Origin of the sequence: Bacillus stercoris (genome assembly GCF_029772985.1) — a bacterium.
Taxonomy (GTDB): Bacteria; Bacillota; Bacilli; order Bacillales; family Bacillaceae; genus Bacillus; species Bacillus stercoris.
The window spans coordinates 730,473-755,169 of the sequence record NZ_CP121861.1 but is presented as its reverse complement, the minus strand read 5'-3'; the positions used below and the strand labels follow the sequence as shown (position 1 = coordinate 755,169).

Below are 24,697 nucleotides of genomic sequence, written 5' to 3'. Positions count from 1 at the left end.
CAGAACATGTAAAAAAGCTACCTTTGCGGCAGCTTTTTTTTATTTTTTTCTAAGTGGCTCTAAAATGCCTTTTTGAATCAGCAAATGAAACACCGACAGGATAACGGATGCCCATATCGCTGTGCCGAAGCCGTCGATTTGAAAACTGTCACCCATGATGGACGCGGTCATCATCAGCGTGATGGCGTTAATCACAAACAAGAAGAGCCCAAGCGTCACCATGGTGACCGGCAGTGTAAAAATAACTAAAAGCGGTTTAATCAGCACGTTTAAGATCGATAAAATGAGGCTGGCGATAATCGCTGCCCCAATGCTGCTGATATGGATGGAGTCAATATATCCATCAATGACGATTAATAACAATGCATTGACTAAAATGCTGACTGCCCATTTTACCATGTCATTTCATATCCCTTTCTGACGGGACGATAAAAATCCAAATGATATAAATGAGCAAAACCGGTAAGACACTTGTCATAATTGCTAAGATGACAGTTATGACTCTGAGGAGTGATGCATCCCAATTGAAATATTCCGCGAGACCTCCAATGACACCAGCGATTTTCTTGTTTATTTCTGAGCGATAAAGCTTATTCATTCGATCACCTCTGTGAGTACTTTAGTTTGATGGCGCCTGTTAATGATTCTGAGAAGACGGTGATGTTTTGATCATGTGCCTGATTTGAAGTGAACATCATTTCTTTTTGAATGGTTTCATTTTTTTCCTTCAGCATCTCAACATCCATTAATTCATGGGACAGCGAACCAAGATTGCTTTTCAGCTCTGCCTTCACTGCGAGATCGTCCGGAATCGCAAGCTCCACACTCCCAGTCGTTGTTTTTGCATAAATGGAGCGGCAGTCTGATTCTGTTACGTTAATCGCAATATTTCCGTTAAAGCTTTGAACGTCAATGGATTCGCTTTCCCCTCGGAGATCGATCAATCCGTTAATGGTTTCCGCTTCTATCGTTCCGCAGCTGTGGCTGGCGAGCTTAATTTGCCCGTTGGCCGTTTCAGCAATGGCTTTTTCAGCTGTTAAATGCGAGAACGACAGCACGCCGTTTGTCGTTTTCGCTGAGAACTCTTTTACATGTAAATGTTCCCCTCTGATCGGTCCATTAAACAGCTTCACCCGAATCTTATCATACTCCTTTTGAGGAATATACAAAGTGACATTCGTTTTCATCGTCTTTTTCTCAGTACGGATAAAAAACTTATTTCCTTTGATTTCGCATTCAATATGCTGAAGAAATGCATGTCTCGCCGCATCCTGGCTGTCAGCGCGATATACCTTTGCCTGGCATTCCGCTCTGATATCCTCATCTTCCCAAGGGACAATATTCACGCTGCCATTGGCAATTTGCAGCTCAACACTGGAAAAGTCAGTATCTTTAAATTGAAAAATGTGCTGAACATCATATGCATGGCCGAAGTTTAAATCAAGGTCAACTTCCTTGACCTTTTTCACAGCAGAATCAATCCAGTCAAATAGCTTGGCTCCTAAAGACGGCTTGCCGCTCTCTTTTTTTGCCGTTGTAAATGGCTCTTCCTCGTCATGAACGTGAACTGAGAGCGCTGTGATTTTCTCTTCTTTTTCCTTATAGTCGCTGTCAAGCTTTTCAATCAGTGTCAAAGCCTCTTGTGCGGTAAGCTTCCCTTCCTCAACAAGCTTAAGGATTCGTTCCTTTTCTTGCTTCATTACGATCTCCTCCCCATTGTCTACTTATGCTTCACGCAGGACCTTAATGCCCTGAATCACATTCCAAATGATAATGCCAATGACAACCAAGAAATAAATGGACGCTCCCCCAATGATTACAAATACGGGAAGAAGGCTGTCTCCATCAGTCGCAATAGCTCCGCCAAGTAAAGCAATAAAAAGGAACAGCCAGCCGACAAACGGAACAATGTGAGAAATAAGAGAACGTATCGCATGGCGTTTTGTTTCTTTCTCATTTACTACAAAATAAGCGACAATCGGCACAATGATTGGCGCAATGAACACACTGAAGTAACAAAGTGATGCAATAATAGCTTGATTTCGGTTCAATTTATTCCACACTCCTATTGTGAATTGCCCATGACAAAAGATCAGGGACGTTTTACTTATTTATACGTTTAAAATCTCTTCAGGTTTCAAATTCATTCTTTAGACATGCTCCGATTTACGGAAATTGGATTTTAAAAAGTTTTAGAAGTAGAATCTTCCGGCTATACCGATTACAATATGTAAAAAGCTTACGGCAACCAAGGAGGCTGGACAAGCAATGGAGAAAGATCCCAGTGACTATACAGTAACACAAGAATCCGTGTTAAAGCTGATTCATGAACAAAAAAGAATGAATCGTGAAATGATCGCCGAGCTTGAACAGATTCACGGACCCTTCCCGATCTCTCACGATATCCAATATATAAAAGTGCTCCTCGATAGCAGCAGCACGCATATTGTTCAAGATTTAATGAGTGTAAGTAAGCAGCTGTATAAGAAGACTTTATAATTGCGGAAAACATTTCATCATTATAACTGAAACAAAGCTAAAGGTTAGATGACAATATCTTGCCTTTTTTGTTTTGAAAAAACAAGTGATTCCCTAGCTGTCACACCATGATTGTAACAAAAAAAGCCTGCCGGCACATCCAGTTAATGGACTCTGTCGGCAAGCTGTGACTATCAGAAAGAGATAGCTTTTCAGAAATTAACGTAACAATTGAAGTACGTTTTGCGGCTGTTGGTTTGCTTGAGCAAGCATCGCCTGAGAAGCTTGAGAAAGAATGTTGTTCTTTGTGAACTCGCTCATTTCTTTCGCCATGTCAACGTCACGGATACGAGACTCAGCAGCTGTCAGGTTTTCAGAAGAAGCACCAAGGTTGTTGATTGTGTGCTCTAGACGGTTTTGTACCGCACCAAGTTTTGCGCGTTGAGCAGATACTTGATTCGTTGCTGCGTCGATAGCTCCAAGTTGATCGTCAAATGAATTAGTTGTGAAATCTGTTACTTTAATATCTTTGATTTTGATAGCGTCTGAACCTAAGTCAGCAGCTTTCATGCTCTCAATGTTTACACTTAACTGCTGTCCGCCATTCGCTCCAATTTGGAATGTAAGCTGTTTACCGCTTGCTTCTGAAAAAGAACCGTCTAACAGGTTTTTACCGTTAAATTGCGTACGGTCCGCAATACCTTTACTTCCGTCTTGCCCACCGATCTCTTCAATTAAAGAGTCCATTTCGTCTTGGATCGCTTGAAGGTCAGTATCATCTTGCGTACCAGTGTTACCAGCTTGAACAGTAAGTTCACGCATACGTTGAAGGATTGCATGAGTTTCAGTCAATGCACCCTCAGCTGTTTGGATAAGAGAGATTCCGTCTTGAGAGTTTTTAGAAGCCATTTCAAGACCTCTGATTTGTCCTCTCATTTTTTCAGAGATCGCAAGACCCGCTGCGTCATCTCCCGCACGGTTGATACGAAGACCTGAAGACAGTTTCTCCATGTTCTTTTGGCTCGCACCGTTGTTTGAAGACAAACGGTTCAGTGTGTTAAGTGCTGCGATATTGTGGTTAATTCTCATGTGTAAATTACCTCCATGTGTATTTATTTTGAAATCAAAGACTTCCTTTTCTTTGATTTCTGGCGTATGAGATTCCAATAAAGCTTCTAACCTATGTAGATTCAGTTATTGATTAAGGATTCCTTTAAACCCCTTAATAGGGTTTGTCTGCTTGATTTGGAAACCATCATCCGCCTTTCAATTCATATATCGACAGCAATTTGTAAATGTTTAGGCGTTTTCCCAAAGAAATTTTACCCAAAGATGATTCTATACTATTATGCCGTAAAGAAAAAGCTTGCCTGCTAAGCCCATGGATGGACTTGCTGACAAGCTGTTCTCTCTTAATAAAGTTTTTTAAGATGTAGCCGTTTCTTTCGCTTCCAAGAGCGATTTCATGCGTTTTTTGTCACGCTCCATAACAGGCTTCAAATAACGGCCTGTATACGATTCTTCCACTTCAGTGATTTCCTCAGGCGTGCCTGACGCGACAATGGTTCCGCCTCCGGCTCCGCCTTCCGGGCCCAGATCCACAATGTAATCGGCCGTTTTAATGATATCAAGGTTGTGCTCAATAACCAGTACAGTGTCCCCGTTGTCTACCAACCGTTGCAGCACGACAAGAAGTCTGGCGATATCGTCGACATGCAAACCTGTCGTCGGCTCATCTAAAATGTAGAGCGTGCGTCCGGTCGAGCGTTTGTGCAGCTCTGATGCGAGCTTCACGCGCTGCGCTTCTCCGCCCGACAAGGTCGTCGCCGGCTGGCCGAGCGTAATATAACCTAAACCAACATCATAAAGGGTTTGAAGCTTGCGTTTGATTTTCGGGATATTTTCAAAGAAAGAAAGAGCATCTTCAACCGTCATATCAAGCACATCAGAGATGCTTTTTCCTTTGTACGTCACTTCAAGCGTTTCCCGATTATAGCGTTTGCCGTGGCATACCTCGCATGGAACGTATACGTCAGGAAGGAAGTGCATTTCAATTTTAATAATCCCGTCTCCGCGGCAGGCTTCACATCGCCCGCCCTTCACGTTAAAGCTGAAACGGCCTTTTTTATAGCCGCGGACCTTCGCTTCATTTGTCTGCGCAAATACATCGCGAATGTCATCAAACACACCGGTGTATGTCGCAGGGTTGGATCTCGGCGTTCTACCGATTGGCGCCTGGTCAATGTCGATGACTTTGTCTAAATGGTCCAAACCTTTTATCTCTTTATGGCTGCCGGGCTTCGCTTTCGCTTTATGAAGCTTTTGCGCCAGCGCCTTATGCAAAATTTCATTAACGAGTGTACTCTTTCCTGAACCGGAAACACCTGTAACTGCTGTAAACGTCCCCAGCGGGAACTTGGCATTCACTTTTTTCAGGTTGTTTTCTGAAGCGCCTTTCATTTCAATGTAACGTCCATCCGGCTTTCTTCTTTCAGGAGGCAATGGGATAAACTTTTTCCCTGATAAATAGCTGCCAGTTAATGAGTTTGGATCTTCCATCACTTCTTCCGGCGTACCTGCAGATGTCACCTGTCCGCCGTGAATGCCGGCACCCGGTCCAATATCTATTAAATAATCCGCTGCCATCATCGTGTCCTCATCATGTTCGACAACAATCAGTGTGTTCCCGAGGTCTCTCATATTTTTCAGTGCGCTGATCAAGCGGTCGTTATCACGCTGATGCAGACCGATAGACGGTTCATCTAAAATATAAAGCACACCGGATAAGCGCGAGCCAATTTGAGTCGCCAGCCTGATGCGCTGTGCCTCTCCACCGGACAGCGTTCCCGCTGCCCTGCTCAATGTCAGGTAATCGAGGCCGACTTTATCCAGAAAGCTTAAGCGCTCCACAATTTCGCGCAAAATCAAATTAGCGATCTGCATATCCTTCTCAGAAAGGGTAAGGCCTTTGAAAAAGGCGAGTGCATCGGCTACAGACTGCTCGGTAATTTTTCCGATGTGGCGTCCGTCAACCAATACGGCAAGCGCCTCTTTCTTTAACCGATAGCCTTTGCACGTCGGACAAGACTTCTGAGACATATACTGCTCCATTTGTTCACGGATAAAATCAGAGCTTGTCTCCTTATAGCGTCTTTCAATGTTGCGCAATACGCCTTCAAATTGAATTTCACCTTCACGTATTTGACCAAAATCATTTTCATATCGGAAATAAATCAGGTCGTCTCCGCTGCCGTACAGCACTTTATCCAATTGATGCTTCGGCAGATCTTTGACCGGCACATCCATATCAATCCCGTAGTGGGTGCAGACTGCCTCAAGCAGCTGAGGATAATATTGTGAACTGATCGGTGTCCAAGGGGCGACCGCATTCTCCTTCAATGACAAATCTTGATTGGGGATGACAAGGTCGGCATCCACTTCAAGCTTCATTCCGAGACCGTCACACGTCGGACACGCCCCGAACGGACTGTTAAACGAAAACAGGCGCGGCTCAAGCTCACCAATTGAAAATCCGCAGTGCGGACAGGCATGATGCTCGCTGAACATCAGCTCTTCCTCACCGATGACATCAATCATAACCCGTCCTTCACCTAAACGGAGCGCCGTTTCCAATGAATCTGACAGCCGGGCTGCCACGCCTTCTTTCACCACAATCCGGTCAATGACAACCTCAATGGAATGCTTCTTATTCTTTTCTAATTCGATATCGTCGGAAAGCTCAGCCATCTCGCCGTCAATTCTGACTCTGACATAGCCTTGTTTTCTAATCTGTTCAAGCACCTTGACATGAGCGCCTTTTCGGCCCGAGACAATCGGCGCCAGCACCTGAAGCTTCGTCCGTTCCGGGTATTCCAGAATTCTGTCCACCATTTGCTCGATGGTCTGGGATGTAATCTCAATTCCGTGCTCCGGGCAATGAGGCTTCCCTACTCTCGCATATAAAAGACGCAGATAATCATAAATCTCCGTTACCGTACCGACAGTAGACCTCGGATTGCGGCTCGTTGTTTTCTGATCGATGCTGATGGCGGGAGACAGGCCTTCAATTGCATCAACATCAGGCTTATCCATTTGCCCTAAAAACTGGCGGGCATAAGCAGACAGCGATTCGACATACCGTCTCTGTCCTTCAGCATATATCGTGTCAAAGGCAAGGGAGGATTTACCTGATCCGGACAAACCCGTGACAACGACAAGCTGATCTCTCGGAATCGTTACATCTATATTTTTCAGGTTATGCGCCCTGGCTCCCTTCACCTCTATCCGATCCATAGCCATTTGTTCATCATCCTTCCGCTTTTAGCTCTAAAAGTAAATCGCGAAGCTCCGCGGCTCTTTCAAAGTCAAGCGCCTTGGCGGCTTCCTTCATTTCATGCTCCATCTGTTCAACGACTTTCTGGCGTTCTTTCTTCGTCATTTTCGACAGCTTCGGCGCGGCTTTTGCTTTGTATTCCGCTTTATCCTCAGCTGCTACTGTGGCACGAATGACATCGCGAATTTCTTTATTTATCGTTTTCGGCGTAATGCCGTGCTCTGCGTTAAACCGCTCCTGCTGCTCGCGGCGTCGTTTTGTTTCGTTAATCGCAATTTCCATAGACTTCGTTATTTTATCGGCGTACATAATGACGCGGCCTTCCGCATTTCTCGCTGCCCGCCCGATGGTCTGGATCAGCGAACGCTCCGAACGAAGGAAGCCTTCCTTATCCGCATCCAAAATCGCAACTAAGGATACTTCGGGAATGTCCAGGCCTTCCCTCAGCAGGTTGATGCCGACAAGCACATCGTACTTGCCAAGGCGCAGGTCACGAATAATTTCAATCCGTTCAAGCGTCTTAATCTCAGAATGCAGATAGTTTACTTTAATGCCGATTTCCTTTAAATAATCGGTCAGATCCTCTGACATCTTCTTTGTCAAAGTTGTCACAAGCACCCGTTCATTCCGCTCGATTCTTGCTTGAATTTCGCCGATCAAGTCGTCAATCTGGCCTTCGATTGGACGAACGTCGATAAGCGGGTCAAGAAGCCCCGTCGGACGAATGATCTGTTCGACCATTTCATCTGTGTGTTCAATCTCGTACGGCCCTGGTGTTGCTGATACATACACGATATTATGCATATGCTTTTCAAATTCCTCAAAACGAAGCGGACGGTTATCAAGCGCTGATGGAAGCCGGAAGCCGTGATCCACGAGCACCTGTTTCCGCGCCTGGTCTCCGTTAAACATGCCGCGCACCTGAGGAATGGTCACATGCGACTCATCCACTACGATCATAAAATCGTCTGGGAAATAATCAAGCAGCGTATACGGCGTTGAACCTGGAGGCCGCAGCGTCAAATGTCTTGAATAGTTCTCGATACCCGAGCAGAAACCCATTTCACGCATCATTTCAAGATCATATCTTGTCCGCTGCTCTAAACGCTGCGCTTCAAGCAGCTTGCCGTTTTCGTGCATAACTTTCAGCTGTTCCTCAAGCTCTTTCTCGATATTTTGAATCGCTTTCTCCATTTTCTCGGCCCGCGTTACGAAGTGGGACGCCGGGAAAATCGCAACATGATCACGATCGCCGAGAATTTCTCCTGTCAGCGCATCCACTTCCCGAATCCGTTCAATTTCGTCACCGAAAAATTCAACTCTGATACAATGCTCATCACGGGATGCCGGGAAGATTTCCACTACATCCCCGCGCACACGAAATGTACCGCGCTGAAAGTCGATATCGTTGCGGGCATATTGAATGTCTACAAGTTTTCTGAGCAGCTCGTTGCGCTCAATTTCCATTTCACTCCGCAATGACACGACCATTTCCCGGTATTCCTCAGGCGAACCGAGGCCGTATATACAAGACACACTCGCAATAATAATGACATCTCTACGCTCAAACAGAGACGATGTGGCGGAGTGTCTCAGTTTATCAATTTCATCATTAATACTAGCGTCTTTCTCTATAAATGTATCCGTTTGAGGCACATACGCCTCCGGCTGATAATAATCATAGTAGCTGACAAAGTACTCGACAGCATTGTTCGGAAAAAATTCCTTGAACTCACTGTAAAGCTGTCCAGCAAGAGTTTTGTTATGGGCAATCACGAGAGTCGGCTTATTGACTTCTTTAATCAAATTGGACACCGTAAATGTTTTCCCAGTTCCTGTCGCACCCAGCAGAGTCTGATGCTTCTTGCCTTCCTGAATTCCTTTTACAAGCTTTTCAATGGCTTTCGGCTGATCTCCCTGGGGCTGATATTTCGAGACTAACTCAAAGCGATCTTTCACAAAAATAAGCCTCCGTTTCTTTAACGAAATCTTCCTATAGATATAGTAACACAATGGAAAGCAAAATCACTAAAAATACGAACTAAAGTTCGGTGGTTTTTTATTTCCAGCTGTTTTTGTGTATAAAAAACCTGCTTTTTAAACGTAAAAGCAGGTATTCGGTCTTTATATTCATTATGTCCGATTATTCTTCTTTTTTCTCTGCAGCTTTTTTGGCCATATACAGTCCGCCAGCCACAAGAGATACAACATCCAATCCTACAATAAAATACGTTTCTGTATAGCCTTTTAAATAAGAGGCAAACAGCAATGCAGCTGTTAGAGCGATCGCCACATAATGATTAAACGTGACTCTAGTAAATAGAACGACAAGCATAAAAGGGAAAAACAATGCAAAAACGGCTTTTGTAATCAACAAAAACCCTCCTCAGGGATTCTTCATCTGATCTGATTATAGTAAAAAATGAAGAATCGGACAATCATGCATTCGCTCCCTCTCCTACACCATACCCCTTTTCATCCAAAATCAATCACCATATTTGCATTTTTGGTGCTGGACATTGTTCTGCTGTCCCACACAGCGGCACTTTTTCTATTACATCATCAAGTCCGCCGCCAGATTCCTAGAATAAAAGAAAATAGGTATACAGCACCAGTTCATCCGTATATTTCATGATAATATAACTAACTTAACTATTCATTTTATTTAGGACTTTCTGCGTTTGACAGCATTTTCCTGAAAACCTACAATGGAATGATAGTGTTTACTATCATTTTTAAACACAGGCTCCGCCATAAAAAGACTAGAGAGAAAAATAAAATGAAGGAGAGAGGGGTTTCAACTATGTATTCTGTTTTATTTCGCCAGGCAGAAGAGTCCAGCCAGCTGGCTGGAGCAAAAGGAATGAATTTGATTAAATTGACCAAACACGGTCTTCCTGTTCCGGACGGGTTTATTATTCAAACGAACGCGCTCGCACGTTTTATGGAGGACAACCAGCTTCAAGAGACTAGCAAGAGCGTCGAAAGCGAGATCATTTCCGGGACATTTTCGGAAGAGCTGAAAAATGAGCTGACTAGTTCTTTTTATCAGCTTAGAGAATCATATCGATCCGTAGCCGTGCGTTCTTCATCTGCTTCGGAAGATTTAGAAGGCGCCTCATTCGCGGGTCAGTATGAAACCTACTTAAATATCAAAACAGAGGAAGAGTTTCTGGCTAAAGTGAAAGAGTGCTGGGCCTCATTTTTTTCAGGGCGGGTCAGCAGCTATAAGAAAAAAATGAACAATCAAATTACAGAGCCGTTAATGGGAGTGGTCGTTCAGGGGCTGATCGATTCAGAAGTGTCAGGTGTTATTTTCAGCCGCAACCCTGTTACCCATGATGATAGAGAGCTTTTAATCAGCGCCAGCTACGGGCTGGGTGAAGCTGTCGTTTCAGGAAGTGTTACCCCAGACACGTTCATTGTTCATAAATCTTCGTTTGAGATTCAGAAAGAAATAGGGGCAAAAGAAATCTACATGGAGTCTGCGGCAGAAGGAATTGCTGAAAAGGAAACGAGTGAAGACATGCGCAGCCGTTTTTGCCTTACAGATGAACAAGTGATTGATTTGGCTGAAATCACAAAAAAAACTGAAGACCTGTACGGGTATCCTGTTGATATAGAATTTGGAATTGCTGATCATCAAATATACCTTCTGCAAGCTCGCCCGATTACAACCATTGAACAGGACAAAAAAGCGGCAGAAGAAAAACGCAGCTTCATGATTACCGATGCTGATATGAATGACTTCTGGCTTAACATGGAGTCTAATATTGAAGGTCCGGTGAGTCCGTTATTTTCATCCTTCATCGTGCCGGCATTGGAATATGGCTTAAAGAAGAGCATGCAAAAGTTCCCGATTGGTGTTGTTGTTGATGAAGTAAAACTTTATCGCGGACATATTTATTCCAAAAACCAAGGAGGACAACAGCCTCCTTCTGAAGACTGTGGCAAAGAGCTTTTCCCAATTTTATCGGAGCGTATGTATGACATCATCAATCACACCTATCTTCCTTTTTACCGGACACTGGACCAGCTCGCACAAACTGAGCATACTGCAGAAAGCGCACTGGATGCTTTTCGACACCTAAAGGCATTTTATCTCACGGCTTATGAAGAGCACTTCAACATCGTTTTCCCGCAAATCCTTTTAACAAACAAACTGCAAGCGATGTATCAGGACATTCAAGGAGAGTCCGAAAACGCTCATTTTTACGAGATGCTGACAGGAAAAATGAACAAATCACTGGAAACTGACCGTTGCCTATGGCTTTTTTCCGTTGAAGTTCAGGAGAACCCGCACCTTCTGGCCATTTTTGAAAACAACAAGCCTGAACAGCTCCAAGAGAAATTGGAACAAACAGATGAGGGAAGACGCTTCCTGAAGAATATCCATGAATTCTTGCAAGAATACGGATGGAGATCTGTAAAAAGTCATGATCTGATTGAACAAATCTGGGCGGAAAATCCGTATTTTGCTCTGGCCAATATTCAAAATTATGTCCGTAATGGCTATCATTTTGACAATGAATTTCAGAAAACGAAAGAAAAACGAGAGAAATTATACAATGAATTCTTGAAAAACATAGAAGATCCCGATTTACGCACAGAATTTGACCGCTTTTATCAATGGACGCTGAACGCTGCAAATATAAAAGATGATCACCACTTTTATATTGACGCCATGCTGGATGCCAAGGCGAGAATCTTTCTGCTGAAGGTAGGTGAATTGCTGGCGGAAAACGGTGTTATTCAAGATCGTGAGGATCTTTGGTTCTTATATGACGACGAAGTGGAACACGCGCTTCTTCACCCTGTATCCCTGCAAGAAAAGGCTGAAAAACGCAGGAAGACCTTTCATGAGTATGAGCTGGCCCAAGCCCCTGCCTATCTCGGCACTCCGACAAAAGAACAGCTCAAAGCAGCTGAAGAAATCGTCGGCGCTGTGATAGAGGATGAAAAAAACACAGAGAATCATATTTTTGGCATTGCGGCATCAAGCGGCATTGCGACAGGTCCGGTGAAGATCATTCGGGACGCCAATGAATTTTCTCAATTCGCGCCTGGGGACATACTTGTTTGCAAGATGACCACACCGCTGTGGACCAGCCTGTTTCAAGATGCCAAAGCGGTTATTACAGACACGGGCGGCATTTTGTCTCACGCTGCGATTATCGCCCGTGAATACGGCATTCCAGCCGTTCTCGGCACACGCACGGCAACAGAAAGACTGCGAGACGGAGACATCATCACGGTTGACGGAAGCAGCGGCAAAATCACAGTTGTCAGCCGGTCCTGATGCGTCCCCTCTTTCTTATACAAGCGGGGCAGGTGTATACTTGTCCTGCCAGTATATTCGTGAGGTGAAACGTATTGAGACCGACAAACAAGAGAATCCTTGACGCTGCCATGCAGCTGCTCGTCCAAAAAGGATATCGCGCAACGACTACAAAAGAAATCGCAGAAAAAGCAAATGTAAGTGAAGCGACGATTTTCAGGAACTTTAAAAACAAACAAGGACTAGTTGAGGCTTTGCTTTCTCAGCATTCTACAAACAGAAGCAGCATTTTGGAACAAACCGAAGGGGATTTGTACAAAGACCTGCTTCATATCGGAACCTGTCTCTTGGAGGAGCTCGAACATAGAAAAGATATCATTAAAATCAGCTTTCGTGAACCGGCCATGTTTCAGGATGTCATTAACCACGTCACTGAATATCCCCAATCTATGAAACAGCTATTGGTTGATTATCTCAAAACGATGGGTGAAAAAGGGGTTATTCAGACAGGAAATGAAGCGGAGCATGCCGACGTGTTCATGTCGATTATCTTCGGTTATTTCATTCACCGTCTCCATTTAGGAAATCGGGTCATATCAATGCCCCAGGAAAAAATGCTGGAGCACAGCACAGCTTTATTTGTCAAAGGAATTTCTGCTGATTAACTCCTTGGCATAATAAAAAGGAGGATCCCAATGAGCTCAAGAAAAGAATGGGCGCTGATCGTCTCGCTATTATTGGGGGCCATTCTGGTTCCCATTAACTCAACGATGATCGCGGTCGCGCTCTCATCTATTTCCCATACGTATAACGAATCCCTCGCAAGCATCACTTGGGTGGTTACCGTTTATTTAATCGTGATGGCAGTCACACAGCCGATTGCAGGAAAGCTCGGTGACATGTACGGCAATAAAACAATGTACTTATGGGGAGTCGGCCTATTTCTATTCGCATCCCTAGGCTGCGCTCTCTCACCAAGTCTGCTCCTGTTAATTGTCTTTCGGGCATTGCAGGCAGTCGGAGGGGCATTGCTTACGCCAAACAGCATTGCCATTATCCGGCATGTGGTTTCTGAAAAACGCCTGCCGAAAGTGTTTGGATTTTTCGGACTGGGCGCGGGACTTGGTGCAGCACTCGGGCCTTTTATCGGCTCTATACTGATTGACAGCTTCAGCTGGCATTCGATTTTTTGGGTCAACATTCCGTTCCTCGCCATTGCTTTATTTACGGCATTAACGATGTTTCCTCAATATAAAGAAAATAAATCTGACGCGCCGCTGGATATCATCGGCTCTCTCTTGCTTGCAGGCAGCATCGTTTCCATTATCCTGCTGACGAAAAATGAGGTTTCGTGGGGTTATGCGTTATACAGTGTATTAATACTTCTTTTTGTTCCGCTTTTTTTCAGAAGAGAAAAACGTACACAGCATCCAATCATTGACTTTGCACTGTTTAAAAGCTCAACCTTTACAAATGCCAATCTATCAGTCTTGTTAAGCAATTTAATGATGTATGCCGTCTTATTGATCATGCCGTTGTTCATGACGAACCAATTTGGGCTTACTACGTCTAACAGCGGGATGGCGCTTTCTGTATTTTCGATCTTCATGTCAGCCAGCAACTGGGTGGGCGCACAGTTCCATCATAAGTGGGGAGCAAAAAAAATCATTTTTCTTTCATTTGCTATGATGGCTGGAGCGAATCTATTATTTTTGCTGTTAAGCAGCTCGCATTCCGTCTTGTTTCTCATGCTGTCTCTTATCCTTGGCGGACTTGCTTCCGGAGTCGGTCTGACCAGCATGCAGGTGTCATCCCTTGCCACAGTAGATCCTAGTATGTCAGGAGTGGCATCGGGCATTTTCTCGACCTTCCGTTATTTCGGAAGCATCATTTCATCAGCCTTAATCGGCCTGATTTCGGGATATCATACCCTATTTATGATTCTCTTTGCTGTATCCATTATCGGCGTTTTTGTTTCATTGGGCATCAAATCTGATGAAACGGCACGGATTGAAAAAAACTCAGCGTAATACAAAACAGCCCGGCCCCGCATCTTCCTGCGGTGCCGGGCTGCCTTTTATGATCCCGAAGCGGCTGCTTCGTCTTCACGTTCATCCTTTACGAAGAGGATGCCCAATTCATGATGTTCTCCTTCATAAGAAGCTCGCTGGTCAAAACGAATTTCTCCATTCAAACCGATAATTTCAAGCTTCACATATGCACGGTTATGCTGGAGCGCCTCATAGAAATCGGAAACGTTCTTAACCGGTATCCCATTAACTTTTGTAATGATTTCTCCGATTTTCAATTCCAGGTCCTCAGCCGGCGTATTGGGGATAATCCCAAGCACCATCAAGCCCTGATCCCGTTTCGAGAAATAAAACGGAGCCGCGTTATCATTCACCCTTTGTTTTATAGACAGAAAAATGCGTCCTAACAAAGCTGTACAGACGGCTGCACCCGCAAGCGGCGTCCAAAGCAAGCTCGCTGCACCAAGAACTGTGACGGCAAGGCCGAGAATACAAACGCGTTTCGCTGTGATCCTTATACTCGTTTCAGGAAGCGATCCCTGTACCCTTTGTCCGAATCCGACAAAGTAAGGAATCCATAGAAAATGGAATGAGCCGCCGGGAACAGTAAACACGGGCCACCAGCTAAGATGCGATTCTAAACCATTACCGGGCACGAGAAGGAACAGCGGCAAAAGCCAAACCCGGTTTGCCAGCTGCTGTCCGATCGGCAAACCGCGGCTGCTTACGACAAGCGCCGGTGATGTTCTCACATGCGCAGAACGATAAGCAACCGCTCCTTCAGTGATAATCAGCAAACCTAGAAACACAGCCACAGCCGGCCAAACAACTGCAAATCCTTGCGGAAATCTCTCCAGAAAGGGCTCAGCCTGATAGACTTGCAGTCCAAAACCTATCAGCATACTCACACTGACGATATATGCAGCAGACATCCAGTTTGCGCGAAGAGTGAACGCTGCCGCTGCAGTGATAACGGCAATAATCGCAAGTAAACCGAGAGGAATCGATATTCCGAGTCCACCTAAAACAACTGACAAAAGAAAACCTGGAATCAGTCCCTTTGTATATGTAAATTTCAGATCATCATAAATATCTGCTATTCTTGTATGAAAGGTTTTGCGTTCCCTTTTGATTCTTACATAGCCGAAAGCCAGAGTTATGATGATAAAAAACCAGAAAAGCGGGTGTAAGAAGAACAGGCCCGCGCTTTTTAACAGTTCAATTCCCCATTGAACAGACACTATCTCTCACCGCCTCAAGCCAAACATGTTACTCATATTCTATCAAATATTAAATGGCTTGGATATCCTCAGGAGAGTTTATCTCTCTTGCGTCATCCACAGCGTGACATTCGATAGTGAAAAATCCTTTAAATAGTGGTTTACGTCCACATCCAATAACCCGCTGATTAGATGCATCGACCTTTTTATATCTGTCAGATTAATTCCTAATCGCTTATGGTTTTTCATTAAGTAGTTAAAATAATGTTTGGCACATTCCTCATTAATGTCATTTACTGATTCGACATTGGTGTAATTGACCAAATATCTGCTGAACAGCATAAGAAGACTTAGTGCTTTTGTAGCTGAAAATGTTACGTCTTGTGTTCTGTCTTTTAATTGTTCCACTAATTCATAATATTTTTTCTCACGCACAATACTTGCCCTCTTCAATTGTGAACCCCCATTTTCTTTATCCAGATAAGCACGGGCCAGTATACGCAGCAGTACTGGAGTGCTAACAAGCATTCTCGCTAACGTTACTCTTTAAATACCTGTCGTTCAGCTGCCATAAACCTGATTACTGTTCTTTTTAGAACCTTCTTATATTGTATGAAGTAAACAAAGACTAGGCAACTTGCAAAAGTTTCATTTTAAATGCATATTAACTCGTTAGAAAGTCTCTCTCATATATTGATATCGGGTAATAACAGTCCTTTATAAATGTTTATTTGTGAAAATTTTTTTAATTTCTTGTCAAAAACTCATTTTTTATGTGACTTATGATCCATAATCTCTTTAAGCATAAAGAAACAGGAGATGGAATACCATCTCCTTTAATTGACAAATAATGATTTCAATGCTGTTTGAAGCTGCAAATCATTTTTTTCATCTGATTTTTTCTTTTCTATCTGCTGATTCAGTGCCTCTGCAGTGCGTGTGTCGATTACACCCGTTTTATTCAGCTTGTTTTGATCCTGAAAGGCCATAACCGCTTTTTTCATGTCTTTGCTGAAATAGCCATCCTCACGTCCCGGATCAAAGCTGAGACCTTTTAACAATACCTGCGCATGCTTGACATCTTCATTGTTCATGTCCACTTTAAGCGGCTCTTTCAGCTGCAACGGCCCTGCGGAAAAATAATCGGGCTGCTTAATCGCAATGGTCGGCTCAATTCCTTTCTTATGAATCCAGTTTCCATTTGGCGTCAGCCACTTGTAGAGCGTTAATTTGATGTTGCTGCCGTCCCCCATTGGCACAGCCTGTTGAACCGTTCCCTTGCCAAAAGACGTATCGCCTACAACATCATAATGGCCAGCCTCCTTTAATGCGCCGGCAAGAATTTCTGATGCGGAGGCACTTCCTTTATCCGTAATCACGTTGACAGGGTACGCTTTTTTATGGGCCAATGTTGAGAAATAACGTTTTTTATCTCCATTGCGTTCAGCAATCTGTATATACGGCTGATCCTTTGTAACGAAATGCTTAAGTATTTCTTCCACACTTTGAAGATATCCGCCCGGATTGCCGCGTACATCAATGACTAGTCCTTCTATTTCTTTTTTCTCAAGCTCTCTCAATGCTTTTGCAAAATCCTCTGCGGTATGCTCAGAAAAAGTAGAGATGGCGATATATCCGACAGAATGCCCCTGCACTTTTTTCTCTGATGCAAAAACAGTTTCAAGCGGAATCTCAGCTCTTTTGATCCGGAATGACAGCTGTTTCTTCGTTCCGGGCCGCTGAATCTTCATTGAAACACTGGACCCTTTCTTTCCTCTTATTTTTAACACAGCGTGGTTTAAATCCTTGCCGGCCATCGATTCTCCATTGATGCTGATAATTTCATCATTAGGCTTCAACCCGGCTTTTTCCGCTGGCGATTTCTTGAATGGGGAAACAATAATAATTTTGCCGTCTTCCATGCCAACCTCAGCCCCGATGCCTTCAAATGAGGAATCAAGAGAATCAGAAAATTGCTTAGCTGTCTGCTTGTCCATATAAACAGAATAAGGATCATTTAGCGTAGACAGCATTCCCTGGATGGCTCCCTCGAGCAGCTTTTCTCTATCAACTTTTTCTACGTACTCATTCGAAATTAACTCATACGCTTTTTCGATTTTGTCCATAGCTTTATCCCGTTCAGAGTCAGCTTGTGCCGTCGCGGGAACTGCTGCAGTCTGGGGCTTATCCATCTCAAGCAGGTTGATTCCCGCATATACACCGGCGCCTCCGAACAGCATGCTCCCTGCTGCTATCACAGCCATTATTTTTTGATTCATCCTTTACTCCTCCTGTATGCCAGACTGTCTTTATCAAAACCTAGAGATAGTATATGTAAAGGATGGAGATTTCATGTAATCATAGAAGAAAAAGAAGGCAAATGAAAAGCCGCCCCGAAAGCGGGACGGCTTTTTCACTTTATACTCGCAGAAACTTGCGGATGGAAGTCAGACTTCCCCATACTCCAATTACTGCACCGATTGCAATCAGCACTAACGAAACTTGGAATACAAATGGATTATAAGGAAGAAGAGAGACAAATGATCCTTGAACCTTTGGAACGACCCATCCGATGACGTATTGGTACGTGCTCAGCACCAATGCAATCGGGATCACAGAACCGAATACGCCTAGCAGCAATCCTTCAAGGAAAAACGGCCAGCGGATAAACCAGTTTGTCGCGCCGACAAGCTTCATGATTTCAATTTCTTTTCTTCTTGCGAAAATTGTAATTTTAATGGTGTTGGAAATTAAGAACATCGCCGTAAATACCAGGCCGATAATTAACGCGATTCCGATGTTGCGGGAAACGCCGACTACTTTAAACAAACGGCTGACCTCTTCTTTCCCGTAAGTGACTTTATAGACATGATCCATTTTTTCGATCTTTTTCGCCACGTTCGGCGTATCATGCGGATCTGTCGTTTTGACGACAAACGCATCATTAAGCGGGTTTTCCTGATCCTTCATCGTCAGGGATTTTCCGCTGTCGCCAAAGCTGTCAACCAGCTGGTCAAGCTCTTTTTCTTTAGATGAAAACGTGACACTCTGAATGCCCTTCAGTTCCTTAATATCGTTCTGAAGCTTGTCCTGCGCCTTCTGATCTGCAGTCAGATCAACCAACACTTTAATTTCGACTTGTTTCTCAGCATTCGTAGCCATGTTATTCAAATTCAGCATAATCACTAAAAACACGCCGACCAAAATCAGCGTAACGGTTACAGCACTAATGGATGCGAATGTCATCCATGTGTTTCTCCCGAGAGATTTAAAACTCTCACGCAAGTGGCGCCCGAGAATTTTAATCATATGAACCATACTCCCCTCTTGACTCATCACGCACAATGATACCATCTTCGATTGCAATGACACGTTTCTTCATGGTGTTTACGATTTCTTTATTATGTGTCGCCATCACGACTGTTGTCCCGCGGTTATTAATTTCCTCCAGCGTCTTCATGACTTCCCAAGACGTATCCGGATCAAGGTTTCCTGTCGGTTCATCAGCAATCACAACATCAGGGTTGTTCACAATTGATCTGGCAATAGATACACGCTGCTGCTCCCCGCCTGAAAGCTGGTCAGGAAATTGTCTCGCTTTATGCTTCAGCTGCACGAGATCAAGCACTTCAAGCACCCGTTTTTTAATGACAGACGGCTGTTCTCCAATCACTTCAAGGGCAAATGCCACATTTTCAAAAACAGTAAGTTTCGGCAAAAGCTTGAAATCCTGAAAGACAACGCCGATTTTACGGCGCACGAAAGGAATCTCTTTTTCTTTAATTGCCGCGAGATCTTTATGATTGATTAAAATTTGTCCTTTTGTCGGTTTTTCTTCTCTGTAAATCATTTTAATAAAAGTAGATTTACCCGCTCCGCTCGGACCGACAACATACACAAACTCGCCGGGATGAATGGCAACAGAAACCCCATTGAGCGCTTTTACGCCGTTCGGATAGGCTTTATATACTTCCTTCATTTCTATCATGAAATCACCTAATCTTTTATATCATTTTATCTATCACACGGTCATACTCTTCGAATGCATTCGACAATTTATGACCCATTCATTTGTAAAAAGATGAAAAATCTGAAAGTTTCCTTTTTCAATACACTTCATTATACGTCAAATTTAGACATAATACTATTACAGTTTCTTTTCATTCATATTGTTATGGTATAAAAAAATCCTTGCCAGCACTCGGCAAGGATTTTCTCATCTTACTTTTTTTCTGACAGCCATTTGGCAATAACAGCGGCTTCGTTATCATTTACAAGCCCCTTTGGCATATTGCCGCGGCCGTTTTTAATAATGCTTTCAATTTTGTGTTCGTCATATTTGCCTCCGACCTCTTGGAGATTAGGTCCTGACACACCTTCTAAATCCTTGCCGTGGCAACCAACGCAGCTTTGCTGATATAACTCTTCCCCTTCAGATGCAGTGGCTTCCGTCTTGCTGCCGTTGTCTGTCTTCTCTTCTTTTGCATCGTTTGAACCACAGGCAGCCAACAGAACAGAAAGCGCAAATCCAAGCATTAGTATCGATAACTTTGATTTCATGTTGAGAAGCACAACTCCTTTACGATCTCTTCCATATTATAACCTCGTTTAAGCGCGTTTGAAACCCTCGCCCAGCACCTCGCTCGCGTCTGCTACAATCACAAAAGCAGACTCATCAATCTGTTTGACGATTTGTTTCAATTTGGTGAATTCAGTTTGCCCCACCACGCACATTAAAATCGGACGGTCATCGTCGGTATATCCGCCAACTGCTGAAATTTTCGTCACGCCTCTGTCAATCTTCTGTAAGACAGCCTCCTTGACCGCCTGCTCCTGCTTTGTAATAATGAGCGCCATTTTGGAACGATTAAAGCCGACTTGCACAACATCAATGGTTTTGCTGGACACATAGACGCCAAGCATGGCATATAAGCCTTGCTCAATATTAAATACGATCATAGCGGTAATAACGATCATTCCGTCAATGATAGCAAGACACTTCCCCAATGACAGGCCGGAGTACTTATGAATGATCTGTGCAGCCAAGGCTGTTCCTCCTGTCGAACCTTTCCCTAAGTACACAATGCCAATTCCGACACCTATCCCGACACCGCCAAAAATTGCCGCTAAGAGTTCATGGTGAGTGGCTGGCTGAATATCCCTTGTCAAAAACACTACTAGCGGCAAAAAAACAGAACCTGCAAGCGTCTTTAGCCCAAATTTCCCGCCGAGCAAAATGACACCCGCAATAAATAAAGGAATATTAATAATCCACTGTACATACGCTGCTTCAAAACCGTATGATTGTAAAATCGTACTGATCCCGCTGACCCCACCGGCGGCGATCTTGTTCGGAAGCAAAAATACATTAAAGGACACGGCTGTAATCGCTGCTCCTATCAGTATGTATACATAATCCCGCAAAATCCATAATGTTTTATTCCGTACGTCCATCAAAATATCCTCCGTTTCTTCCAATGCTCTCCGATAGCATTTTAATCCTTCCCTGATTAGATGTAAATAACACCCAAATGCAGTGGTAATATGCTAAAGCAGCAGTGAAATCAAGGATATGAGGAATAAAAAACACACCCGGATGCATCAGGTGTGTTTTTCAGCTTAGGAAAGCTTAGAACGCAGATAGGCATCAATAAATGTATCAATGTCACCATCCATTACAGCTTGAACGTTCCCCATTTCTGTATTAGTCCGATGGTCTTTTACCATGGAATACGGGTGGAATACATAAGAACGGATTTGGCTTCCCCAGCCGATTTCTTTTTGTTCACCGCGAATTTCATCCAGTTCTGCCTGCTGCTCTTCAATTCTGCGCTGATACAGCTTGGCCTTCAGCATTTTCATGGCTCTTTCACGGTTTTTGATTTGTGAGCGCTCCGTTTGGCACGTCACAACCACATTCGTTGGCAAGTGAGTAATCCGAACGGCTGAATCTGTCGTATTGACGTGCTGTCCGCCCGCTCCGCTGGCACGGTACGTATCAACTTTAATATCCTCCGTACGGATATCAATATCGATCTCATCGTTAAATTCAGGCATGACTTCACAGGACACGAAAGACGTATGGCGGCGGCCTGATGAATCAAACGGCGAAATCCGCACGAGACGATGGACACCTTTTTCCGCTTTGAGATATCCGTAAGCGTTGTGTCCTTTGATTAGCAATGTCACTGACTTAATTCCCGCCTCGTCACCTGGAAGGTAATCGAGCGTTTCCACTTTAAAGCCGCGGCGCTCTCCCCATCTTGTATACATTCTAAGAAGCATAGAGCCCCAGTCCTGTGACTCTGTACCGCCAGCACCTGGGTGCAATTCTAAAATCGCATTATTTTTATCATACGGCTCGCTGAGAAGAAGCTGAAGCTCAAACTCATTGAACTCTTTTGTTAATGATTTTAGTTCTTTTTCAAGCTCAAGCTGGAGATCTGAGTCCGGCTCTTCTTTCAAAAGATCATGAGTCATTTGTAATTCTTCGTGGGATTCATTCAATTTTTTATACGAATTGACATAATCCTTTAAACCATTTGCTTCATTTATAACCGTTTGAGCTTTTTGCTGATCATTCCAGAATTCTGGGTCAGCCATTTGTTCATCTAGCTCAGCAATGCGGGCCTCCTTTGATTCGAGGTCAAAGAGACCCCCTAAAGTCCGCTAAACGAGAAGCCATATTTTCGAGCTCTGCTCTGATTTCTGATAATTCCATTTCATTCACCTCATTAAAAGATCCGCAGGCGCCTGCAGGCGCCGCGGTCAATAAACGTGCCGGAGCGAACTATTCAGTACGGCCGCAGCAATTTTTGTATTTTTTCCCGCTTCCGCAGTGGCATGGGGCATTTCGGCCGATATCAACCACTTTTCGAACCGGTGCTTTCTTTGCTTTTTTGTTATCGTCGCCTTCTTGCGGCTGATGGGCTGTGGTTTGGCCTTGTACAACCTCTTCACGCTCCAGATTGTTTTCAATCTCAGCTTTCATCACAAATTTTGCGACTTCATCCTCAATTGATTCAATCATATGCTCAAACATCGCAAAGCCTTCCATTTGATACTCACGCAGCGGATTTGTCTGCGCATAAGCACGAAGGTGAATTCCTTGGCGAAGCTGATCCATCGCATCGATATGATCCATCCATTTAGAATCAACGGCACGAAGAACGATAACTTTTTCGAATTCACGCATTTGCTCTGTGCCGAATTGCTCTTCCTTCGCATTATATTTCGTGATGATGCGATCCATAATGAGTTCAAGCATTTCATCCGGCTCTTTGCCGAAGATGTCGCTCTTCTCAAGTGCGCCTTCATCAAGATAAGTCGTGTTGATGAGCTCAACTAGACCATCAAGCTTCCACTCCTCAGGAAGCTCTTCTCTTGGCGTGTAGGCTGCAATTGCGCGTTCGAGAGAAGACTTAATCATATTTTCAACGATTTCACGCAGGTTTTCAGAGTCAATGACTTCAAAGCGCTGCTTATAAATGACCTCACGCTGCTGGCGCAGAACATCATCATATTGCAGAAGCTGCTTACGCGAATCGAAGTTATTGCCTTCAACTCGTTTTTGAGACGATTCAACCGCGCGAGATACCATTTTGCTTTGAATTGGAGTAGAGTCGTCCATTCCGAAGCGGTCGAGCATTGCCATCGTCCGCTCAGCTCCGAATCTGCGCATCAATTCGTCTTCCATAGAAAGATAAAATTGAGTGATCCCCGGGTCTCCCTGACGTCCGGAACGTCCTCGAAGCTGATTGTCAATCCGGCGTGATTCATGTCGTTCTGTTCCGACAACAGCGAGTCCGCCAAGCTCTTTTACACCTTCGCCAAGCTTAATGTCCGTTCCTCGCCCCGCCATGTTAGTCGCGATCGTAACTGCGCCTTTTTGGCCGGCCTCTTCAATGATCTGCGCTTCACGTTCATGGTTTTTGGCATTTAACACTTGATGCGGGATTCCTTTGTTCTTAAGCAGCTTAGAAATCAACTCAGATGTTTCAACGGCAACCGTACCGACAAGAACTGGCTGTCCCGTCATGTAACGCTGTGCGACATCCTCCGCAACCGCCTTAAACTTTCCTTCCATCGTGCGGTAAATTAAATCCGGGCGGTCATCACGGACAACAGGCCTGTTGGTAGGGATCGTGACAACCTGCATGTTGTAGATATTGCGGAATTCTTCTTCCTCTGTCTTTGCCGTACCGGTCATACCGGCAAGTTTTTCGTACATCCGGAAGTAGTTTTGGAACGTTATTGTCGCCAAGGTCATGCTTTCGTTTTGGATTTCAAGCCCTTCCTTCGCCTCAATTGCTTGGTGAAGCCCCTCACTGTAGCGGCGGCCTTTCATCAGACGTCCCGTAAAGGAATCAACAATAACAACCTGTCCGTCTTCCACTACATAGTCAACGTCCTTTTGCATCGCAACGTGAGCTTTTAGGGCCTGGTTGATATGGTGGTTGAGCGCGACATGCTTCACATCAAAGAGGTTATCGATGCCGAACGCTTTTTCCGCCTTCGTCATTCCTTCTTCAGTAAGCTGTACAGCTTTTGTTTTGATATCGTACGTGTAATCCTTCTCCGCTTTTAACGTACGGACAAAAGCATTTGCCTGTACGTACAGCTTAGTGGATTTTGCAGCTTGTCCAGAAATGATAAGCGGTGTTCTCGCTTCATCAATTAAAATAGAGTCAACTTCATCTATTACCGCAAAATGAAGCGGGCGCTGAACCATCTGCTCTTTATAAAGAACCATATTGTCACGCAAATAGTCGAAGCCAAGCTCGTTGTTTGTGGAATAAGTGATGTCAGCGGCATAAGCTTCCCGTTTTTCGTCTTTTGACATTGAGTTTAAATTCAAACCGACAGTCAAACCGAGAAACTCGAAAATTTTACCCATCTGCTCAGCATCACGGCTTGCCAGGTATTCGTTGACAGTCACGATGTGTACACCTTTACCTGTTAGCGCATTTAAATAAACAGGCAGAGTTGACGTTAACGTTTTCCCTTCCCCTGTTTTCATTTCCGCGATATTTCCGTCATGAAGCGCAACGCCCCCCATGAGCTGGACTTTGAACGGGAACATGCCTGTTACGCGGCGCGAAGCTTCCCGAACAACAGCGAATGCTTCAACAAGAAGATCATCCGTTGTCGCCCCTTTTTCAAGGCGTTCTTTAAATTCAATCGTTTTATGTTTCAACGCGTCGTCAGAGAGATTTTCATAGTCTCCGCGAATCGCATCAATATCGTTAGCAATTTTTTCGTATCTATTCAGCGTACGTTTTGTTGGATCAAACATTTTATTTAAAATTCCAAGCATTTATAACGCTCCTCTATCATCACATGCCTATTTTAGAGGCAT

Annotated in this window: 21 protein-coding genes; 4 read left to right on the top strand and 17 right to left on the bottom strand. The window is 44.1% G+C overall.

All coding sequences use genetic code 11. The features are described from left to right. Positions 1–39 precede the first annotated feature (39 nt). Genes QA442_RS03875 through yvlA form a run of 4 tightly spaced genes read right to left on the bottom strand, consistent with a single transcriptional unit; the run spans position 40 to position 2,051 of the window. Positions 40–399 (bottom strand): phage holin family protein, encoded by a 360-nt coding sequence (locus QA442_RS03875; protein ID WP_095431967.1) that lies wholly within the window; start codon positions 397–399, stop codon positions 40–42. A 1-nt stretch (position 400) separates the two neighbouring features. Continuing rightward, positions 401–598 (bottom strand): PspC domain-containing protein, encoded by a 198-nt coding sequence (locus tag QA442_RS03870; protein ID WP_095431968.1) that lies wholly within the window; start codon positions 596–598, stop codon positions 401–403. A 4-nt stretch (positions 599–602) separates the two neighbouring features. Next, positions 603–1,700 (bottom strand): DUF4097 family beta strand repeat-containing protein, encoded by a 1,098-nt coding sequence (locus QA442_RS03865; protein ID WP_095431969.1) that lies wholly within the window; start codon positions 1,698–1,700, stop codon positions 603–605. Between the two features lie 24 nt (positions 1,701–1,724). Continuing rightward, the gene (gene yvlA, locus QA442_RS03860) at positions 1,725–2,051 is read right to left on the bottom strand and encodes a protein YvlA (protein WP_095431970.1); all 327 of its coding nucleotides are present in this window, start codon (positions 2,049–2,051) and stop codon (positions 1,725–1,727) included. A gap of 217 nt (positions 2,052–2,268) precedes the next feature. On the opposite strand from yvlA, the gene QA442_RS03855 reads away from it, so the two are divergent. Continuing rightward, a complete protein-coding gene (locus QA442_RS03855; protein ID WP_095431971.1) occupies positions 2,269–2,499 on the top strand; it encodes a hypothetical protein in 231 nt (76 codons plus the stop codon). A gap of 198 nt (positions 2,500–2,697) precedes the next feature. Here QA442_RS03855 and hag read toward each other — a convergent pair whose 3' ends face one another. The 4 genes from hag to QA442_RS03835 all read right to left on the bottom strand — a co-directional run bounded on the left by hag (position 2,698) and on the right by QA442_RS03835 (position 9,185). After that, positions 2,698–3,567, bottom strand: a complete 870-nt coding sequence (gene hag, locus QA442_RS03850; protein ID WP_040081686.1) for a flagellin Hag — start codon at positions 3,565–3,567, stop codon at positions 2,698–2,700. 336 nt (positions 3,568–3,903) lie between these two features. Further along, complete coding sequence (gene uvrA / locus QA442_RS03845; RefSeq protein ID WP_095431972.1) at positions 3,904–6,777, bottom strand: excinuclease ABC subunit UvrA; 2,874 nt, start codon at positions 6,775–6,777, stop codon at positions 3,904–3,906. A 7-nt stretch (positions 6,778–6,784) separates the two neighbouring features. After that, on the bottom strand, positions 6,785–8,770 hold the full coding sequence (gene uvrB, locus QA442_RS03840; RefSeq protein WP_069838622.1) for an excinuclease ABC subunit UvrB: 1,986 nt from the start codon (positions 8,768–8,770) through the stop codon (positions 6,785–6,787). Positions 8,771–8,954: 184 nt separating this feature from the next. Beyond that, a complete protein-coding gene (locus tag QA442_RS03835; protein ID WP_003228053.1) occupies positions 8,955–9,185 on the bottom strand; it encodes a CsbA family protein in 231 nt (76 codons plus the stop codon). 429 nt (positions 9,186–9,614) lie between these two features. Between QA442_RS03835 and QA442_RS03830 the strand changes: the two genes are divergently transcribed. The 3 genes from QA442_RS03830 (at position 9,615) to QA442_RS03820 (ending at position 14,119) form a co-directional block, all read left to right on the top strand. After that, on the top strand, positions 9,615–12,110 hold the full coding sequence (locus QA442_RS03830; protein WP_095431973.1) for a PEP/pyruvate-binding domain-containing protein: 2,496 nt from the start codon (positions 9,615–9,617) through the stop codon (positions 12,108–12,110). A gap of 74 nt (positions 12,111–12,184) precedes the next feature. Next, positions 12,185–12,754, top strand: a complete 570-nt coding sequence (locus QA442_RS03825; protein ID WP_014665534.1) for a TetR/AcrR family transcriptional regulator — start codon at positions 12,185–12,187, stop codon at positions 12,752–12,754. 30 nt (positions 12,755–12,784) lie between these two features. Beyond that, positions 12,785–14,119: an MFS transporter gene (locus QA442_RS03820; RefSeq protein WP_095431974.1), complete on the top strand. Its 1,335-nt coding sequence runs from the start codon at positions 12,785–12,787 to the stop codon at positions 14,117–14,119. Between the two features lie 47 nt (positions 14,120–14,166). On the opposite strand, the gene minJ is transcribed toward QA442_RS03820, so the two are convergent. The 9 genes from minJ to secA form a co-directional block, all read right to left on the bottom strand. Further along, on the bottom strand, positions 14,167–15,360 hold the full coding sequence (gene minJ / locus QA442_RS03815; protein WP_095431975.1) for a cell division topological determinant MinJ: 1,194 nt from the start codon (positions 15,358–15,360) through the stop codon (positions 14,167–14,169). A gap of 78 nt (positions 15,361–15,438) precedes the next feature. Then, positions 15,439–15,792, bottom strand: a complete 354-nt coding sequence (gene swrA / locus QA442_RS03810; protein ID WP_015251121.1) for a swarming motility protein SwrAA — start codon at positions 15,790–15,792, stop codon at positions 15,439–15,441. A 383-nt stretch (positions 15,793–16,175) separates the two neighbouring features. Next, positions 16,176–17,618 carry a carboxy-terminal processing protease CtpB gene (gene ctpB, locus QA442_RS03805; protein ID WP_071582339.1) on the bottom strand — a complete coding sequence of 481 codons (1,443 nt, stop codon included), beginning with the start codon at positions 17,616–17,618 and terminating at the stop codon, positions 16,176–16,178. Between the two features lie 139 nt (positions 17,619–17,757). Then, positions 17,758–18,648: a permease-like cell division protein FtsX gene (gene ftsX, locus QA442_RS03800; RefSeq protein WP_015251119.1), complete on the bottom strand. Its 891-nt coding sequence runs from the start codon at positions 18,646–18,648 to the stop codon at positions 17,758–17,760. Then, entirely contained in the window at positions 18,641–19,327 is a 687-nt protein-coding gene (gene ftsE, locus QA442_RS03795; RefSeq protein ID WP_014665539.1) for a cell division ATP-binding protein FtsE, read from the bottom strand. Before ftsE ends, ftsX begins: the two co-directional genes overlap by 8 nt. A gap of 233 nt (positions 19,328–19,560) precedes the next feature. Further along, entirely contained in the window at positions 19,561–19,899 is a 339-nt protein-coding gene (gene cccB / locus QA442_RS03790; RefSeq protein WP_095431976.1) for a cytochrome c551, read from the bottom strand. 48 nt (positions 19,900–19,947) lie between these two features. After that, positions 19,948–20,793, bottom strand: a complete 846-nt coding sequence (locus QA442_RS03785) for a YitT family protein (RefSeq protein WP_040081675.1) — start codon at positions 20,791–20,793, stop codon at positions 19,948–19,950. Between the two features lie 165 nt (positions 20,794–20,958). After that, positions 20,959–22,060 (bottom strand): peptide chain release factor 2 gene (gene prfB, locus QA442_RS03780; protein WP_101172229.1). Its coding sequence is split into 2 segments (ribosomal slippage): positions 20,959–21,987 and positions 21,989–22,060, totalling 1,101 coding nucleotides; the frame shifts between segments, so codons are not numbered across the junction. Between the two features lie 69 nt (positions 22,061–22,129). Then, positions 22,130–24,655 (bottom strand): preprotein translocase subunit SecA, encoded by a 2,526-nt coding sequence (gene secA, locus QA442_RS03775; protein WP_014665544.1) that lies wholly within the window; start codon positions 24,653–24,655, stop codon positions 22,130–22,132. Positions 24,656–24,697 lie beyond the last annotated feature (42 nt).

Bases quoted from the DNA above. Each gene is read 5' to 3' on its own strand.
- QA442_RS03875 (WP_095431967.1), bottom strand. From the start codon at position 399: ATGGTAAAATGGGCAGTCAGCATTTTAGTCAATGCATTGTTATTAATC.
- QA442_RS03870 (WP_095431968.1), bottom strand. From the start codon at position 598: ATGAATAAGCTTTATCGCTCAGAAATAAACAAGAAAATCGCTGGTGTC.
- QA442_RS03865 (WP_095431969.1), bottom strand. From the start codon at position 1,700: ATGAAGCAAGAAAAGGAACGAATCCTTAAGCTTGTTGAGGAAGGGAAG.
- QA442_RS03855 (WP_095431971.1), top strand. From the start codon at position 2,269: ATGGAGAAAGATCCCAGTGACTATACAGTAACACAAGAATCCGTGTTA.
- hag (WP_040081686.1), bottom strand. From the start codon at position 3,567: ATGAGAATTAACCACAATATCGCAGCACTTAACACACTGAACCGTTTG.
- uvrA (WP_095431972.1), bottom strand. From the start codon at position 6,777: ATGGCTATGGATCGGATAGAGGTGAAGGGAGCCAGGGCGCATAACCTG.
- QA442_RS03830 (WP_095431973.1), top strand. From the start codon at position 9,615: ATGTATTCTGTTTTATTTCGCCAGGCAGAAGAGTCCAGCCAGCTGGCT.
- QA442_RS03820 (WP_095431974.1), top strand. From the start codon at position 12,785: ATGAGCTCAAGAAAAGAATGGGCGCTGATCGTCTCGCTATTATTGGGG.
- ctpB (WP_071582339.1), bottom strand. From the start codon at position 17,618: ATGAATCAAAAAATAATGGCTGTGATAGCAGCAGGGAGCATGCTGTTC.
- ftsX (WP_015251119.1), bottom strand. From the start codon at position 18,648: ATGATTAAAATTCTCGGGCGCCACTTGCGTGAGAGTTTTAAATCTCTC.
- ftsE (WP_014665539.1), bottom strand. From the start codon at position 19,327: ATGATAGAAATGAAGGAAGTATATAAAGCCTATCCGAACGGCGTAAAA.
- cccB (WP_095431976.1), bottom strand. From the start codon at position 19,899: ATGAAATCAAAGTTATCGATACTAATGCTTGGATTTGCGCTTTCTGTT.
- QA442_RS03785 (WP_040081675.1), bottom strand. From the start codon at position 20,793: ATGGACGTACGGAATAAAACATTATGGATTTTGCGGGATTATGTATAC.
- secA (WP_014665544.1), bottom strand. From the start codon at position 24,655: ATGCTTGGAATTTTAAATAAAATGTTTGATCCAACAAAACGTACGCTG.